The organism is Pseudomonas sp. FSL R10-1339 (assembly GCF_009600545.1).
In the GTDB taxonomy this organism is placed as follows: domain Bacteria; phylum Pseudomonadota; class Gammaproteobacteria; order Pseudomonadales; family Pseudomonadaceae; genus Aquipseudomonas; species Aquipseudomonas bubulae.
Map to the genome: position 1 here is coordinate 1 of NZ_WIVQ01000107.1, position 15,702 is coordinate 15,702.

Annotated in this window: 13 protein-coding genes; all 13 read right to left on the reverse strand. The window is 58.5% G+C overall.

Annotated features, from left to right (window positions below):
• Positions 1-1,005 (reverse strand): flagellar basal-body MS-ring/collar protein FliF (gene fliF / locus GHO03_RS21125; RefSeq protein ID WP_153400472.1); only part of this gene is annotated, 1,005 nt, incomplete at its 3' end.
• A gap of 15 nt (positions 1,006-1,020) precedes the next feature.
• Positions 1,021-1,353, reverse strand: a complete 333-nt coding sequence (fliE, locus tag GHO03_RS21130; protein ID WP_016781577.1) for a flagellar hook-basal body complex protein FliE — start codon at positions 1,351-1,353, stop codon at positions 1,021-1,023.
• A 244-nt stretch (positions 1,354-1,597) separates the two neighbouring features.
• Positions 1,598-2,983 (reverse strand): sigma-54 dependent transcriptional regulator, encoded by a 1,386-nt coding sequence (locus tag GHO03_RS21135; RefSeq protein WP_153400476.1) that lies wholly within the window; start codon positions 2,981-2,983, stop codon positions 1,598-1,600.
• Positions 2,984-2,988: 5 nt separating this feature from the next.
• A complete protein-coding gene (locus GHO03_RS21140; protein ID WP_095002616.1) occupies positions 2,989-4,107 on the reverse strand; it encodes a PAS domain-containing sensor histidine kinase in 1,119 nt (372 codons plus the stop codon).
• Positions 4,108-4,314: 207 nt separating this feature from the next.
• Positions 4,315-5,796 carry a sigma-54 dependent transcriptional regulator gene (locus GHO03_RS21145; RefSeq protein WP_095002617.1) on the reverse strand — a complete coding sequence of 494 codons (1,482 nt, stop codon included), beginning with the start codon at positions 5,794-5,796 and terminating at the stop codon, positions 4,315-4,317.
• 180 nt (positions 5,797-5,976) lie between these two features.
• On the reverse strand, positions 5,977-6,270 hold the full coding sequence (locus GHO03_RS21150) for a flagellar protein FliT (RefSeq protein WP_095002618.1): 294 nt from the start codon (positions 6,268-6,270) through the stop codon (positions 5,977-5,979).
• Positions 6,271-6,286: 16 nt separating this feature from the next.
• On the reverse strand, positions 6,287-6,676 hold the full coding sequence (gene fliS / locus GHO03_RS21155; protein WP_016781581.1) for a flagellar export chaperone FliS: 390 nt from the start codon (positions 6,674-6,676) through the stop codon (positions 6,287-6,289).
• Between the two features lie 96 nt (positions 6,677-6,772).
• Positions 6,773-8,134 (reverse strand): flagellar filament capping protein FliD, encoded by a 1,362-nt coding sequence (gene fliD / locus GHO03_RS21160; protein WP_130872365.1) that lies wholly within the window; start codon positions 8,132-8,134, stop codon positions 6,773-6,775.
• 155 nt (positions 8,135-8,289) lie between these two features.
• Positions 8,290-9,999 carry a flagellin gene (locus GHO03_RS21165; RefSeq protein ID WP_153400473.1) on the reverse strand — a complete coding sequence of 570 codons (1,710 nt, stop codon included), beginning with the start codon at positions 9,997-9,999 and terminating at the stop codon, positions 8,290-8,292.
• Positions 10,000-10,357: 358 nt separating this feature from the next.
• Positions 10,358-11,284 (reverse strand): ketoacyl-ACP synthase III, encoded by a 927-nt coding sequence (locus tag GHO03_RS21170; protein ID WP_095002622.1) that lies wholly within the window; start codon positions 11,282-11,284, stop codon positions 10,358-10,360.
• Between the two features lie 277 nt (positions 11,285-11,561).
• Positions 11,562-13,142 carry a flagellar hook-associated protein 3 gene (locus GHO03_RS21175; protein ID WP_095032013.1) on the reverse strand — a complete coding sequence of 527 codons (1,581 nt, stop codon included), beginning with the start codon at positions 13,140-13,142 and terminating at the stop codon, positions 11,562-11,564.
• Between the two features lie 14 nt (positions 13,143-13,156).
• Positions 13,157-15,190 carry a flagellar hook-associated protein FlgK gene (gene flgK, locus GHO03_RS21180; protein WP_153400474.1) on the reverse strand — a complete coding sequence of 678 codons (2,034 nt, stop codon included), beginning with the start codon at positions 15,188-15,190 and terminating at the stop codon, positions 13,157-13,159.
• A 10-nt stretch (positions 15,191-15,200) separates the two neighbouring features.
• Positions 15,201-15,702 (reverse strand): flagellar assembly peptidoglycan hydrolase FlgJ (gene flgJ / locus GHO03_RS21185; RefSeq protein WP_153400475.1); only part of this gene is annotated, 502 nt, incomplete at its 5' end.

Sequence of the window (15,702 nt, forward strand, 5' to 3'; positions counted from 1 at the left end):
GGCCGGGCTCGGCGGCTGATTGCTCAGGGCCCCCGGCACGCCTTGCGGGCCGTTGCTGGCAGTGCGCTGCTCGCTGGTCGATTGTTCGCTGCGCAGGGCTGGCTGGTCGGGGTTGAACTGCTCGGAGGTGGACTCGACCGCACTGAAATCAACATCGGCCGACACTTCGGCCTTGTAGCGGTCATTGCCCAGCACCGGCTGCAGAATGTTGTGCACGCGCTGGGTAAGCATGCCTTCCATGCGGCGACTGTAGTCGAACTGCTTGCCGGCCATGGTCAGCTCGGAATTTTCACCCTGATCCGACAGCAGATTGCCTTTTTGGTCGACCACGGTGATCTGCGACTTGCTCAACTCGGGCACGCTGGTAGCCACCAGGTTGACGATCGCCAGCACCTGCCCAGGCTCCAGCGAGCGGCCCGAGTACAGTTCTACCAGTACCGAAGCGCTGGGTTTGCGCTCATCACGGACAAACACCGAGCTTTTCGGAATGGCCAGGTGAACCCGCGCGCCCTTGACGTTGTTGAGGCTGGAAATGGTCCGTGCCAGCTCGCCTTCAAGCCCACGACGATAGCGTGTGGCCTCCATAAACTGGCTGGTGCCCAGGCCCTGGTCCTTGTCGAGAATCTCGAAACCGATATTGCCGTCGGTGGGCGTCACGCCTGCGGCGGCCAGCTTGAGGCGGGCACGGGAGACGTCATCGGCCTTGACCAGCAAGGCGCCAGAATTAGGTTCGACGGTGTAGGCAATGTCTGCAGCGGCCAGGGTTTCCATGACCTGCTTGGCATCCATACCGGCCAGGCTGCCGTACAGCGGCCGGTAGTCGGGTTGCTGGGACCACAGCACCACGGCAAAACCGATCGCCACGCTCGCCGCCAGACCGACCATCAGGCCGACCTGACGCAGCATGGTCATGTCGCCCAGATTGTCGAGAAAGGTCAGGCCAAACAGCGGTTTGCCGCCTGCGCCTGCTTTGGCCGGAACGTTATCCGGGAGTGCATCTGCCATGACTTGATATCGCCCTTAAACCGGCATCTGCATGATGTCTTGGTAAGCCTGAACCAGCTTGTTACGTACTTGGGTCAAGGCCTGAAAGGAAACGCTGGCCTTCTGGGAGGCGATCATCACGTCAGTCAGGTCGACACCGCTTTTACCGATCTCGAACGCGTTGGACAGCTGACTCGACGCCTGCTGGGTTTCGCTGACCTTGTTGATCGCATTACCGAGCATGTCGGAGAAGCTGCTGGCACCCGCTTCGGGAGCGGCCTGCACAGCCGATTTCGGTTGTGCCATGGCGTCCATCTGCATGGCCCGCATGTCCAACATCAATCGATTAAATTCAATACCTTGGCTCATGGACCAGTGCCTCCGACGACCCGCATTTTTTTGACACTTTCACAGCGCATATTGAGGTGTAGCAACAAGGGTGCCAGCTCCTTGCCGTTTTATAACAATTAACGTTACAAAACGTCGCAGACAAGGATAACACCTGCCCCTGCGGGAGCGGGCTTGCCCGCGATTTAATCGACGCGGTGAATCAGGCGCTGCGCGGTGATGCCTTCGCGGGCAAACCCGCTCCCACAGGGGTTTAGTGACGCTCTCAGGTGGCAGCAAACAAATAAGCCTCAACATCCATCCCCGCATCACGCATTTGCGCCAGCTTGTAGCGCAAGGTGCGCGGGCTGATGCCCAGACGCTCGGAAGCTTCCTTGCGTCGCCCGCGCTCGGCACGCAAGGTGTCGATAATCATCTGGAACTCACGCCGGCGCAGATCATCGCCCAAGCCGCCCGCCGACTCCACAACTTCCACCGCCAGCGGCTCAGGGCGCGTCAATGGCGGCAAAGGTGCACAGGCCACAGGCCCGGCCAGGCAAAAATCTGCCGCCTCGATCAAGCCGCGCTGCTGCAAGATCAGCGCCCGTTGAATCGCGTTATCCAGTTCGCGCACGTTGCCCGGCCACGGGTATGCACTCAGGCACGCCTTGGCATCGGGCGAAAACCCTACAGCAGTGTGCTTCATTTTGCTGATGTGTTTGGCCAGCAGCCGCTCTGCCAGCGGCAGGATATCGGCGATGCGCTCACGCAACGGCCTCCAGGCCAGGGGGAAAACCGAAAGGCGGTAGTACAGATCTTCGCGAAAACGCCCCGCTGCCACCTCCCCCGCCAGGTCGCGGTTGGTGGTGGCGACAACACGGATATCCAGCGCAACCGGCTTGCGCCCGCCCACCCGTTCAACTTCGCGCTCTTGCAATACGCGCAGCAGCTTGGCCTGCAAACCCAAGGGCATTTCGGAAATTTCATCCAGCAGCAAGGTGCCGCCATCAGCCTGCTCGAACTTGCCGGCCTGGGCGGCAATGGCGCCGGTGAAGGCGCCTTTTTCATGACCAAACAGGGTCGCCTCGAGCATATTGTCGGGGATCGCCGCACAATTGATCGCCACAAACGGCCGATCCACCCGATGGGAATGCTGGTGGATATAACGCGCCAGCACCTCTTTGCCAGTGCCCGACTCGCCCGAGATCAGTACCGTGGCATCACTGCGCGCCACCCGTGCCGCCAGCTCCAGCAACTGTGCGCTGGCCGGTTCCACCGCCACCGGCCCTTCGCTGTCGGCCACGCCGAGGCTGCCCAGAGCATGGCGGGCCACCAGATCGAGCAAGGCTTTGGGCTCGAACGGCTTGACCAGATAATCCACCGCCCCTTCACGCATGGCATCCACCGCCCGCTCCACCGCACCGTGAGCCGTCATCAGCAGCACCGGCAATTGCGGCTGGGAGGCGCGCAGGCGGGCCAGCAACTGATGGCCATCCATACCGGGCATATTGACGTCACTGATCACCAGGCTGAACGGCTCCAGCATCACCGCAGCCAGGGCTTCTTCCCCCGAACAGACGGCGCGAAAACCGTGACCTGCCAGCAACAGTGTGTCTGCCAGGGCCTCACGCAACGCATGGTCGTCCTCGACCAACAGCACGTTAATTCGCATCACCATCAGTTTGCCTCCGCTACAACGGGAATCAGCGGCAAGCTAAGCAAGGCACAGGTGCCACGCCCCAGCCGCGAACGTAATTGCAATTGCCCCTGGTGCGCACGCACCACGGCATTGACCACCGCGAGGCCCAGACCTGTACCAGTGGCCTTGGTGGTGAAAAACGGCTCGCCCAGGCGCGCCAGCACTTGCGGCTCAATGCCACTGCCGTTGTCGCTGACACACACCCTTAAACTGTTGTCGCGGCGATACAGATGCACCTTGAGCCGCACCTGTGGCGTACCGGCTTGCAGGGCGTTTTCGATCAGGTTGAGCAGCGCGCCGACCAGGGTGTCGCGATTGCACAGCAACTGCCCCGTGTAGGCATCGCACTGCCAGCGGATCGCCACACCCTGCACATGGGTTTGCGCGGCGGCTTGCAGGGCCTGCATCAATACTTTGGGGGTGACCCTGTCCGTAAGCGGCAGTTCGCCACGCGCAAACACCAGCATGTCGCGCACCTGATGCTCCAGCTCGTGCAGGCGCTCCTTGAGACGCCCGGCGAAGCGCTGCTGGGTTTCCACCGGCAGCGCCTGCTCGGTGAGATGACTGGCGTAGATCAGCGCCGCCGACAGCGGCGTACGAATCTGGTGGGCCAGGGAAGCAACCATGCGCCCCAGAGACGACAGGCGCTCATGGCGGGCGAGCTGGTCTTGCAGGCGCCGGGTTTCTGTCAGGTCATTGAGCAACACCAGTTGCCCGGGCTCGGGATCCAGCGAACGGGTGGCAATCGACAGGCGCCGACCGTCCTTGAGCGATACTTCGTGGCCGTCGTCTTCACGAGGTGCAAAACAGCGGGCAATCACATGGCGCCACAACTCGCCTTCCAGCGGCAGGCCCAACAGCTCGCAGGCTGCGGGGTTGGCCTCGCGCACGCGACCACGATCATCAATCACGATGATCCCGCCAGGGAGCAGATCGAGCAGGTGTTGCAAGCGATTGGCCAGCCGCTCTTTCTCTGCAAGCTCGGCCATGCGCTGCGCACTGACCACTGCCAGCTCGCCGGTCAGCTCCGAGACGCGGGCTTCCAGCAGACTGTAGGGATCGGGGGCCGAGGACAACTGGACGGCGGCTTGAGGCATGGGGCGTACTCGCTGGGCTGACCGTCATAAAACGGTCCGTTAGACCAAGCGAAGCAATACCCGTGCCTGAATAGCTAACACAAGCGAACCGCTATGCAAGCCCCGGCTTATGTGGGAGCGGGCTTGCTCGCGATTTGGGCGCCTCGCAGTGTCAGGAATAACGCGGTGATGCTATCGCGAGCAAGCCCGCTCCCACAAAGTCACGCGTCAATCATCTGCCTGCTCTTCACCTTCGCGACGACTCATGCCGTACTTGCGCATTTTCTCGACCAGGGTGGTACGACGAATCCGCAAGCGTTCTGCCGCACGCGCCACAATTCCGTTGGCGTCGTCGAGCGCCTGCTGGATCAGACCTTGCTCCAGCCCGCCAAGGTAATCCTTGAGGTCCAGCCCTTCGGGCGGCAGCATCGCGTTGGCACTGGCCACGAAGTCGGTAGTGGCATTGTTGATCGCCACACGCTCTTCCATATCGCTGCGCAGGCTGTCGACCAGTTGCTCGTCCTCGTCATCCACGTAGCGGAATTTTTTCGGCAGCTCAACAACGCCAATCACCCCGTACGGATGCATGATCGCCATGCGCTCCACCAGATTGGCCAGTTCGCGGACGTTACCCGGCCATGCATGACGGCACAACGACATGATGGCGGCGGAATTGAAGCGGATCGAACCGCGTTTTTCGTGCTCCATGCGCGAAATCAGCTCGTTCATCAGCAACGGAATATCTTCGACCCGCTCACGCAGCGGTGCCATTTCAATCGGGAATACGTTGAGGCGGTAGTACAGGTCTTCGCGGAAGGCGCCGACTTCAATCATGCTTTCAAGGTTTTTGTGGGTGGCGGCAATGATCCGCACATCGGCACACTGGGTCTTGTTGCTGCCCACACGCTCAAATGTACGTTCCTGCAACACACGCAACAGCTTGACCTGCATCGGCAGCGGCATATCGCCGATTTCGTCGAGGAACAGGGTGCCGCCATTGGCCAGCTCAAAACGCCCGGCACGGCTGGTGATGGCCCCGGTAAAGGCGCCCTTCTCATGGCCAAACAGCTCACTTTCCAGCAGCTCGGCAGGAATCGCCCCACAGTTGACCGGCACAAACGGCGCATCGCGACGCTTGGAGTGGTAGTGCAGGTTGCGCGCCACCACTTCCTTGCCGGTGCCGGACTCACCGAGGATCAGCACGCTGGCATCGGTATCGGCCACTTGCTGCATCATCTGGCGCACATGCTGGATCGCCCGGCTGGTACCGACCAGGCTGCGGAACAGGTTGGGCTCGCGATGACGGCCGCGCTCGCGGGCCTGGTCATACATCTCGCGATAGACCTGGGCACGGTGCAGGGAATCAAGCAATTTGCTGTAGCTGGGGGGCATTTCGAGGCTGGACAACACCCGGCGGCGCTGGTCTTCAGGCAGGTCGAGAGAAGAAACTTCACCTAAAAGCATGATCGGCAGGAACTCATCCCACGCGGCCAGTGTCTTAAGCAGTCCTGATAAGCCACCGGCAGTACTCACGGTGCCGACCAGCACGCATAGCACTTCGCGACTGGACGGCAAGGCACTGACAGCCTGCTCCCATTCGTGGCTGGGGCTGGTCAGATTTTCTTCGCCAAGAAAATTCAGGATCACCGCCAAATCACGGCGGCGGACGCTATCGTCATCGATCAGCAGGATTTTGGTTTCACGCCACATGCAATAGCAACTTCCCTAGTCAACTCAATGCCCCGGATGGCAGGACATATGTAGACGTCCTAACCCTGTTGGATATCTAAGACGACTGAATACAGAATAACGTGCTAGTTAAGTCAAAAAACTGTGCCGAGTCAAATTTATGGCGGTTTAAAACGCAATTAACCACATATTCTTTAGGCCTTAACCGAATAGATGGTAAACCTTTGACGCATTTTTTGCTTGGTTGATCTGCCCCATCTGCTCAACGACCGCCTGGCGCTCATCAGTAGCCGCCTCCAGCAACATGCGATACACCACCAATAACCCCTCCAGATTTTCGCGCAAAACAGCCTCGTCCAGTGGCGCTTCGTCCAGCACATTCTCGACACACACCCGGCAGGCCGAATCCAGCTCGCCGATGGCATCCCAGTTGCGCTCGGCCAGGGCATCAATCAGCGCTTCGCGGGTTTCCTGAATACGTTGCAGTTGGCTCATGACGCACTCCTCTGGCTTATTGCGGGGCGATGGCATCCCAACCACTTTTTACAGTGATCAGCAGGCGCGCCACTTCATCGATGATTTCCGGGTCGTTCTTGGCATTGGCCAGGGTCAGGCGCACGGCCATGTACTCGTACAGGCTGTCCAGTTGCTCCAGCGCGGCCTTGTCATCGGTCTTTTCTTCATCCAGGCCCTGACGCAGGCCGGTGATGATATCGATGGCCTTGGTAATCAGCATGGCCTTCTGCGGGATATCACCACGGCTCATCGCGCCCTTGGCCTGGGCCATACGGTCCAGGCCGCCTTCCATGAGCATCTGAATCAGACGATGGGGGCTGGCTTCGGAAATTTGAGCGTGGGAATTAACCTTCTGATACTGACGAAGGGCGCGCATCGGGTTCATGTTCTTACCTCATTACGGTGTCAGGCAAAAATGCTTGGTTCTTGATCTTTTTATCGACTGCAGCGCCCAAAGCTTTAGCGGCCAGGGCACGGCAAATCAGTCGGATTTAGGGTTATTCAAGGAATTGAGCGTGGTCATGATGCTGGAACTGCTGGCGTTGATTTTGGCGATCAGGGTATCCATTGCGGTGTACTTGGAAGTCAGCGACGTCTTCAGACTGTCCATGCGTCGATCCAGATCCGCTTGCTGAGTGGTCAGGTCCGTGAGCTTGGTATTCAAGTCAGTCACGCGACTGGCCAGCAGCCCGGTCGTACCCACATAGCTATCGGTCGCCTTGGTCATCCGCGCCACCAGGCCGTTATCACCGCTAAACACCTTGGCAATTTCAGTTGCGCCATTGGGCTTGGCGACTGCAGCGTCCCACTGCTTGTCATCCAATGTCAGCAACCCGGTTTTTTGATCGGTACTGATCCCCATCTGGGACAAGCTGCCCATGCTCGACGAGGCAGAGTTTTGCAGCAGCTCGTTGCGAATGCCGCTGACCAGTTGACGCATCGACGCATCGCCAGTCAGAGCGCCCGAGGTAGTGGTTGCCGCATCACCGGTGGCCGTAACCTTGGTCTGGGTATTGATACTGGTCAACAGCGCGTTGTAGGCACTGACAAACGACTGTACCGAGGTTTTCAGCGTTGCGGTATTGGAAGCCACCGTGATAGTGGACGCCTTGGTATCAATCAGCTCCAGGGTCACGCCACTAATGGCCGACGTGACCTTGTTGCTCGACGACTCCATGGCGATGCCATCGATGGTGTATTCCGCATTCACCGGCGGTTTACCGGCGTCATAGCCCGTCGACAGGTCTGAATCACCGCTGATGGTGATATCGGTGCCCTTGCCGGTGGTCTGCGAGCCGATCACCAGCCGCGAGCCGTTGGCGTCGGTCAAGACGTTGGCGCTGATGCCTTTGGATTGCAGTTGTGTGTTAATCGCCTCACGGGTCTGCTGCAGGGTTGCGCCTGCGGGGATCGACACATTGTAGTCAGAGCCGGACTGCGAAATGGTCAGGGTCGTAGGCTCAGTGCCTGAGTTTACGACCGAGGAAGTACCACCCTCAAACACCTTACTGGTGATTTTTGACGAGGTCGCCAACTTGCTCACGTCCAGCGCATAGGTGCCGGTGGAGGCTTTGTCATCAATGGTGACTTTGGAAATTTTTTCGTCTGACGACGTAGCGGCCAGACCATTGAAACTGGAGACGCTGTTGAGCTTGGCAATGGCTGCACGATAGGTTTCGAGCGACGCTTTTACTGTGCCCACAGCGGACAACTGAATGGTGGTGTCTTTTTGTTGCGCGGTAATCTGGCTTTGCTTGGGCGCTTTTTCAGCATCAACCAAGGCTTTCACAATCCCGATGGTGTCAAAACCCGAACCGACGCCGGTAATCGTAGAACTGGCCATCTGTATTCTCCTTGTCCGGTGGCTACCGCTTTATTGACGAAGCAAGTGCCAAGACTGCAGGCAGCTTCACAATTCGTGCCACCTTCAAGTGCGAAATGCTAAAAAAACAAAAGGGCACGTAAACGCGCCCTTTTGTTCTCAACCTGTCGCTGAAATTACTGAAGCAGTTTCATCACAGCGGAAGGCAGCTGGTTAGCCTGGGACAGGATCGCGGTAGCGGCCTGTTGCAGGGTTTGTTGCTTGGTCAGCTCGGCCGCTTCCGATGCGAAGTCAGTGTCCTGTACGCGACCACGTGCAGCAGCCGAGTTCTCGGAGATGCTTTGCAGGTTGGATACGGTGCTATCGAAACGGTTTTGTACGGCACCCAGTGCAGAACGCTGGGTGTCGATCTGCTGGATTGCACCGGTCAGGGCCTGGATGGTTTGCTGAGCGCCTTCGGCAGTCAATACACTCAGGTCGGAGACGGTGGTTTCGACAGTGTTGGCTGTAGTGGTTTTAACCGTATCCGTCAGACCCAAAGAAGCCAGGCCAGTCCCAGCGCTACCATCAGCAATGGTGATGTCTTTGGTGGAGAACAGCTTCAACGAGTTATCAGCATTTTTGCTGGCAGTTACGCCAGTGCTTGCGCTGTTGATCGAGGAAACGATGGTATCCATCGAATCGCCTTTCTTGAACTTCACCTCAACGCCGTTGAACGAAACGGAAGTGTCAGCGGTCAGTTTTGCTTGGGTGCTGCCTGTAGTCAGACCCAACTTAGCCAAGGAGCCAGGACCTGTAGTAGCGTCAGCACCGTTGGCAAGGCTCACAGGCTTACCATCGGCAGAGGTCAGAACCAAGCGACCATCTTGAGAGCTTGCTGTAACGCCAGTCTTGTCAACGGTGGCTTTAGCATTGATTAACCCAATAACATCATCCAGCTCGTTACCTTTCTTCAAGTCAACTGCAGTGCCGTTGATGCTGATTTGAGTATCAGCTTTAAGGCCAGTTGCTGCAGTTGCTGCAGTTGCTGTAGCTGTGAAGCCTGCGCCGGTATACGAGCTTGAAACGTCAAAAGCAGTATCAGACGTCAAAATCAACGCCTTAGTGGCATTAAGAGTAGCTGTAACACCCGTATCCTTCGTGAGCTTATTAATAGCTGCTGCTGTAGTTTCTGCAGTAGATTTATCAGTAACAGCAATATCTTTGCCAGCAATAGTAATTGTGCCTTCAGCTGTTGTAGCGGGGGTAGCCACCGTAGGGGCAGCAAATGCCGCACCACCAGTTGCACCAAATGAACCAGCTTTAAACACACTCCCTGTAACGCTAGCCTCCAGTGTCGTTGTGCCGCCTATAGCATTCGCCTCACCAAAAGTACCCTTCAAACCCGTAGCACTGATATCGCTCATACCGAACGAGATGGTTTGGTTGGCATCAGCACCGACCTGGAAAGCCTGGTTCTGGAACGAGCCGTCCAGCAGGTTACGACCACCGAAAGTAGTAGTAGACGAAATACGGGTCAGTTCACCGACTTTCGCTGTGAATTCTTGTTGCAGGGACGCACGGTCATCAGCGCTTTTATCACCGTTCGCGGACTGCAGGGCCAGTTCACGCAAACGTTGCAGAATGTTGGTCGACTCTTGCATCGCGCCTTCAGCCGTCTGTGCAATCGACGAGCCGTTGTTGGCGTTGGCGATGGCAACGGTCATGCCTTTAACTTGGGAAGTCAGACGGTTGGCGATCTGCATGCCGGCAGCGTCGTCTTTGGCGCTGTTGATTTTCAGGCCGGACGACAGACGGGTCATCGAGGTGCTCAACGAGTCGCCGGCTTTGTTCAGGTTCTTCTGAACGGTCTGGGACGTGACGTTAGTGTTTACTGATAAAGCCATGACGAAATCCTCATTGGATGAATACTGCGGCTTCCGGCCCTGGCAACCGCCGGGTGTGGCCTAGAGAACCTTCGTAATAGTTATCGTCGTGAATGTCGGTTGCTTGAGGGTTATTTTGTTTTTTTTTGCAGGCCAGGGGGCCATGCCTTGTAATTCAGGGGGTTAGCGGGGCGATGAGCTGCCGGGCACCCCCAGTGTGGGAGCGGGCTTGCTCGCGATTCGGGCGGCGCGGTGCTTCAGGCAAACCAGGGTGATGCCATCGCGAGCAAGCCCGCTCCCACAGTTTCAATCAGCCCTGCCAGAAAGCAAAACGCCCATGGCTTTAGGGCCACGGGCGTTTGGTGTTTCAACGTAATGCTTACGGGCGATAGATAATCGCCGAGCCCCACGACAGGCCCACACCAAAGCCGCTCAGCGCCACCCGCTTCCAGGTGGCATCCATCACGTGCTTTTCCAGCAACAGCGGAATGCTCGACGACACGGTGTTGCCGGTCTCGACCATATCCTTGATAAATTTCTCCGGCTCGCCTTCAAAACGGCGGGCCACGGCATCAACGATGGCCGCGCTGCCCTGGTGGATGCAGAACGCGTCAATATCCTTGGAGGTCAGCTCGGACTCTTCCAGCAACTCGTTCAAGTGCGCAGGCACTTTGAGCAGCGCGAAGTTGAACACCTGGCGGCCATTCATAAAGAACACACCATCACTGACTTTCAGATGCGGCGCACCCGAACCGTCAGTGCCGAACTTAGCTTTGCCCAGCTGCCAGGGAGCGTCTTCGCCCATCCAGGTAGCGGTGGCGGCGTCGCCAAAGAGCATGGTGGTGTTGCGGTCTTCCGGGTCAACGATTTTCGAGTACGGGTCGGCCGTCACCAGCAGACCGTTCTTCAGGCCAGCGGCTTCCATAAAGCCTTTCATCGCGTAGATGCCGTAGACATAACCCGAGCAGCCCAGGGAGATATCAAAGGCGGCAACGTGGGTCGGCAGACCGAGCTTGTCCTGGACAATGGCCGCGGTGTGCGGCAGGCCTTCAGCGTCGCCGTTCTGGGTAACGACGATCAACGCGTCGATGGATTCGCGTTTAAGCTGAGGATTGTTGATAAACAGTGCGTTGACTGCTTCAACACACAGGTCGGAGGTTTCCTGGTCAGCGTCTTTGCGCGGCAGAAACGCCGAACCGATCTTGCCCAGAATGAATTCTTCGTCTTTGGAGAACTTCGCGCCCTGCGCGTAGTTGTCTACACCGCTTGCTGGCACGTAACTGGCGATGCTTTTAATGCCAATCATTGTGGCTTCCCAATACTAAATAGCTGGAGATCACCCGCTCACATAATCGAGGGGCGCTGACAATAAAAGGGCTTGTGTGGGTGCGTAAAAATAAACAAAACAGCCCGAAAAAGGCCCGGCACCCGCCCGTACGTTTCACACGATACAGTGAAGATGCCCGTTATGACTCATAGGTCACGCTATTTTGTGCGGTTTTATACAAAACATTACAGCCAGAAAGGCGATTTTGTGGGAGCGGGCTTGCCCGCTCCCACATTAGCCCCCCCTGCACCGCTGTTTAGAGCTGGTTGAACAGGCTCAGCTGGGAGATTTTCACGAACGCCAGTTGCGAGGCTTCAAGCATGGCTTTCTGGAACGCCAGTTCGATGGACGCCCCCGCCATGTCGGTGTTGCCGATCGCCGCCGTGGTGGAGTCGTTGGCCAGGCCCAGGCTGATATTTTCATCCGCCTGAATATCCACCGCCTTCAGGCGCGCACCAATCGAGCCGCGGGCGCTGTCAACGCCGGCACTGGCGTTTTTCAGGTTGCCGATCGCGGAGTTGATCGCGTCCTTTTGCGTTTGCTGGGCCAGCGGGTCTTTGTCGCTGGGGATTTCCAGGGCCTTGCGCAGCTGGCTGATGGTGTCCAGCGCGTTCTGGCTCTGGTGGTTGTTGCGGTTGACGACAAACTGGTCGCCCGCCTGCGGTGCTCCAGCGAAGTCGAACTTGATCCCGAGCGCACCACCATCAACAGTGCCCTGGGCAATCGACTTGCTGTCGGCGCTCAGCGGCTGGGCATAGACTTCGTATTCAGTGGCGCTGGTGAATTTGATCACCGCGCCATTGCTCGGAAAGCTGTCGCCATAGGCCTGGGCGTCGGTCACCGTGGAATTGGTAATCTGCGCCGTCGAACCGTTGCCCGGCGTGCGCGAGGTATTGATGGTGTCCGCCTTGGCCTCAAGCGTAAAGCTGCGCCCCGCCACCAACGCATCCCGCTCAGCCGCTGGTACGTCCTTGAGATTGGGGGTGATATCGAACGACACGCCGCGCAGACTGATGCTCTGCGAGCCATCCTTGGTCGGGTCGAACACCCCGTTGCCCGCCACCTGCGAGGTCAGGTCATTGCCGTCACGGTCAGTCAGGGTGTACTCGGTGCTGCTGCTGAATTTCAGCGTATAGGGCTGGCCTTCGGCGAAACTCTTGTTGAACACCGCGCTTGACGTGACCAGACCGGCAGACACCGAGAGCTTGCCGTCATTGACGGTCGGCTCGCCATTGGCATCCACGCCGGGCACAAAAGTCGCCTGGGTACGCCCGGTGTTGGTCGCGCCTTCCATGATGCTCCTGGCCGTGTCGCTGCTGGCCAGGGTCAGGGTGTCGGAAACCTTGAGGTTGAGCTGGGTATCGTCGCCCTGATAGCTGTAGGTGCCATCATTGTTGCGGGTGTATGGCGGGGTGTCGGTTTTGGAGCCGGAGAACATATAGTTGCCCGAGGCGTCCTTGCTGTTGAGCAGGCTGAACACCTGTTCTTCAATGCTGCCCAGTTCGTTGGCGATGGCCAGGCGATCGGCATCGCTTTTACCGCTGCCTGCGCCCAGAGCCAGTTCACTGGCTTTTTGCAATGAGTTATTGATGCTGTCGAGCACCGCTTCCTGGGCACCCAGCGACGACTTGATGCTGTTCATATTGGTGCTGTACTGCGCCAGCATGTCTTTTTGCTGCTGCAATTGCAGCAGGCGCGCCGCACCTACCGGGTCATCGGCAGCGGTCTGGATGCGCACGCCGGAGTCGATCTGGCTCTGGGTCTTGATCACCGACGAGAAGTTGTTCTGGTAGGTGGCACTGGTCGATTCAAAAAACTGCGAAGTTGAAATACGCATCGTCGCGGGCTCCCTTAAAGACTGTTGATCAGCGTGCTGAAGGTTGCTTGCGCCGCTTTGATGATCTGCGACGAGGCGGTGTAGTACTGCTGGAACTTGACCAGGTTGGAGGCTTCTTCGTCCAGGTTGACCTGGGATACCGAGTTGCGCACCTCTTTGGCGTAGGCCAAAGCCGCGCCATTGGCGGTGCCGTCGACCGCCGCCTGGCTGGCTTTACCGCCCACCTTGGACACCAACTGACTGTAGGAAGTAGCCATGCTGACGCCGCCAGTGCCGTCCTTGCCTACGCCCACTGTGGCCTTGGTTTGCAGGCCCAGCAGTTCGTTGGCGTTGCGGTTGTCGGCCTTGCCGTCCTTGTTGAACTTGATATCGAAGCTGTCACCCTTGCCCGGCGAACCGCTGATCACCGTGTCGAACCCCACGTTTGTAGTGGTGCCGTCCGCGTTGGTCACGGGCACATTGATCGTGACCTTGTTGTCCTGGCCCGGCACGATGCTGCCCTTGCCGATTTCCTTGCCGGCCTCGTTCAGTACCCGGTAGCTCTGGGTGCCATCCGCGCTGGCTTCGTCAAAGGCAATGCGCACCGGCATGGCGCCTTCAATATCGCTTTGCGCTTTGCCCAGATTGACGCCGCCGTAGATATCCAGCGCTGACGACAGATTGAGGCTACCCACCGTCCCCGTACCGGTATTGGAGCTGCCCGGGCCAGCCACCAGCGGCCCGGCAAATGCCAATTTATTGGCATCGCTCATTTGCACGCCGATATTGCCTGCACCACTGCGGGTGGGACTGACCTTGAACGCGTCACCAGCGGTCATCGGGCCGCCCTTGAGGTCCAGGGTGAAGCCGTCAATGACCTTGGCCGGGGTGTCCGTGGTGGCGAATGCGCCCATATCGGTGCCGTCGGAGCGCTTGACCGAATACTCGGTGGCGCTGGTAAACGTGACCTGGTAGTCGTAGGCGGTCAGCGCGCCGCTGTCAGCGATGCTGACATTGAAGTTGCCTGCGCCAATATTTCCGGTCGCCGCCTGGCTGCGCTGGCTGATGGCCGTGGCACTGTTGATGCTGTTGATGCTGTTGAACAACGACGAGCCGAACTCGCCATTGGCATCCAGGCCCTGGCCCAGCTGCTGGTTGATCGCATCGGCGACCACAATGGCTGTACGGCCCAAATCGTTCATCGCCGGGGCCAGCACATCGTCGCGGTTACGCAGCAGGCCGCCGATCTTGCCGCCACTGATCACCGAGGTCACATCCGAACTCGATTGCTGGAAGTTGACCTGGATGCTGTATTGGCTTTTATCGACCTTGCCCGGCACCGCCGAAATCGTGTTCGAGGTGCTGCCCTGCACCAGCGATTGGCCGGTACCCAGGGTAATATCGTAGACGTTGTCGTGTTCCTGAACCGTCACCCCGACCAGCTCGTTGAGGCTGCGCACGGCTTCGTTACGCGCATCCAGCAGGTTGTTCGGCGTATTGCCCGCCGTGGTGGCCTGGGCGATCTGCTTGTTCAGCGAAGCAATGGTGGCCGTGTGCTGGTTGACCATCGAAGTCAGGGTGTCCAGCTGGCTGTTGATGCCTTCGTTCTGCTGGTTGAGCTGGGTCGAAATCGAGTTGAAGCGGTTGCTCAGGGTTTGCGCACTGGTCAGCAACAACTGCCGCGCGGACACATCACCGGGCGCCGCGGCGGCAGTTTGCAATGAGCTGAAAAAGCTGCTCAGGGCTGCCGATACGCCCGTGTTTTTATCCGACAGCAGTTTGTCGACCGTGCCGATCTGGTCGAGATAAGCCTGGGCATCGCCATTGAGCGAGGTGGTGGTTTGCAACTGGGCGTCGAGGTAGGAGTTGTACACGCGGCGCACGTCGGCCAGGGTGGTGCCGGTGCCGATAAACACCCCGCCCACCTGTTGCGACGCGGCGCTGCCCTGGACGATCTGCTGACGCGAATAGCCCGAGGTATTGGCGTTGGCAATGTTGTTGCCGACTGTCGCCAATGCGCCCTGACTGGCGTTGAGCCCCGACATCCCGATGTTGATCAAACTCGCCATGGTTCAAACCTTATAAATTCGTGAGAGAACCCGTCGAGGCGTAGCTCTGGTAGGTTTTCATTTGCTTGGCTATCTGCGAAATCTTGCTCGCGTACTCAGGGTCGGTCGCATAACCGGCCTTCTGCAATTCGCGTACAAACTGCTCCGGTTTATCGGCCGCATTGAGCACTTCTTTATAACGATTGTTGCTCTGCAACAGCGTCACCAGATCATGGAAGCTGTCCTGGTAGGAATCGTAGGAACGGAATTCCGCTGTCTCCTTGACCATCTGCCCGCCCCTGAACTCGCTGGTGATGGCCCGCGCCTGGGCGCCCTGCCAACTGCCGGTGGCCTTGATGCCGAACAGGTTGTGACTGCTGCTGCCATCTTGCTGGCGCATCACCGACTTGCCCCAGCCGGTTTCCAGTGCGGCTTGCGCCACCAGGTACAGCGGGTCGACGCCGATGCGGTCGGCGGCCTGTTGCGCCATCGGCAACATGGTGGCGACAAACGCATCCGGCGACTCGAAGGCC

Excerpts from the sequence above, each read along its gene's own strand:
- fliE (WP_016781577.1), bottom strand. The coding sequence starts at position 1,353 with ATGAGCCAAGGTATTGAATTTAATCGATTGATGTTGGACATGCGGGCC.
- GHO03_RS21135 (WP_153400476.1), bottom strand. The coding sequence starts at position 2,983 with ATGCGAATTAACGTGCTGTTGGTCGAGGACGACCATGCGTTGCGTGAG.
- GHO03_RS21140 (WP_095002616.1), bottom strand. The coding sequence starts at position 4,107 with ATGCCTCAAGCCGCCGTCCAGTTGTCCTCGGCCCCCGATCCCTACAGT.
- GHO03_RS21145 (WP_095002617.1), bottom strand. The coding sequence starts at position 5,796 with ATGTGGCGTGAAACCAAAATCCTGCTGATCGATGACGATAGCGTCCGC.
- GHO03_RS21150 (WP_095002618.1), bottom strand. The coding sequence starts at position 6,270 with ATGAGCCAACTGCAACGTATTCAGGAAACCCGCGAAGCGCTGATTGAT.
- fliS (WP_016781581.1), bottom strand. The coding sequence starts at position 6,676 with ATGAACCCGATGCGCGCCCTTCGTCAGTATCAGAAGGTTAATTCCCAC.
- fliD (WP_130872365.1), bottom strand. The coding sequence starts at position 8,134 with ATGGCCAGTTCTACGATTACCGGCGTCGGTTCGGGTTTTGACACCATC.
- GHO03_RS21165 (WP_153400473.1), bottom strand. The coding sequence starts at position 9,999 with ATGGCTTTATCAGTAAACACTAACGTCACGTCCCAGACCGTTCAGAAG.
- GHO03_RS21170 (WP_095002622.1), bottom strand. The coding sequence starts at position 11,284 with ATGATTGGCATTAAAAGCATCGCCAGTTACGTGCCAGCAAGCGGTGTA.
- GHO03_RS21175 (WP_095032013.1), bottom strand. The coding sequence starts at position 13,142 with ATGCGTATTTCAACTTCGCAGTTTTTTGAATCGACCAGTGCCACCTAC.
- flgK (WP_153400474.1), bottom strand. The coding sequence starts at position 15,190 with ATGGCGAGTTTGATCAACATCGGGATGTCGGGGCTCAACGCCAGTCAG.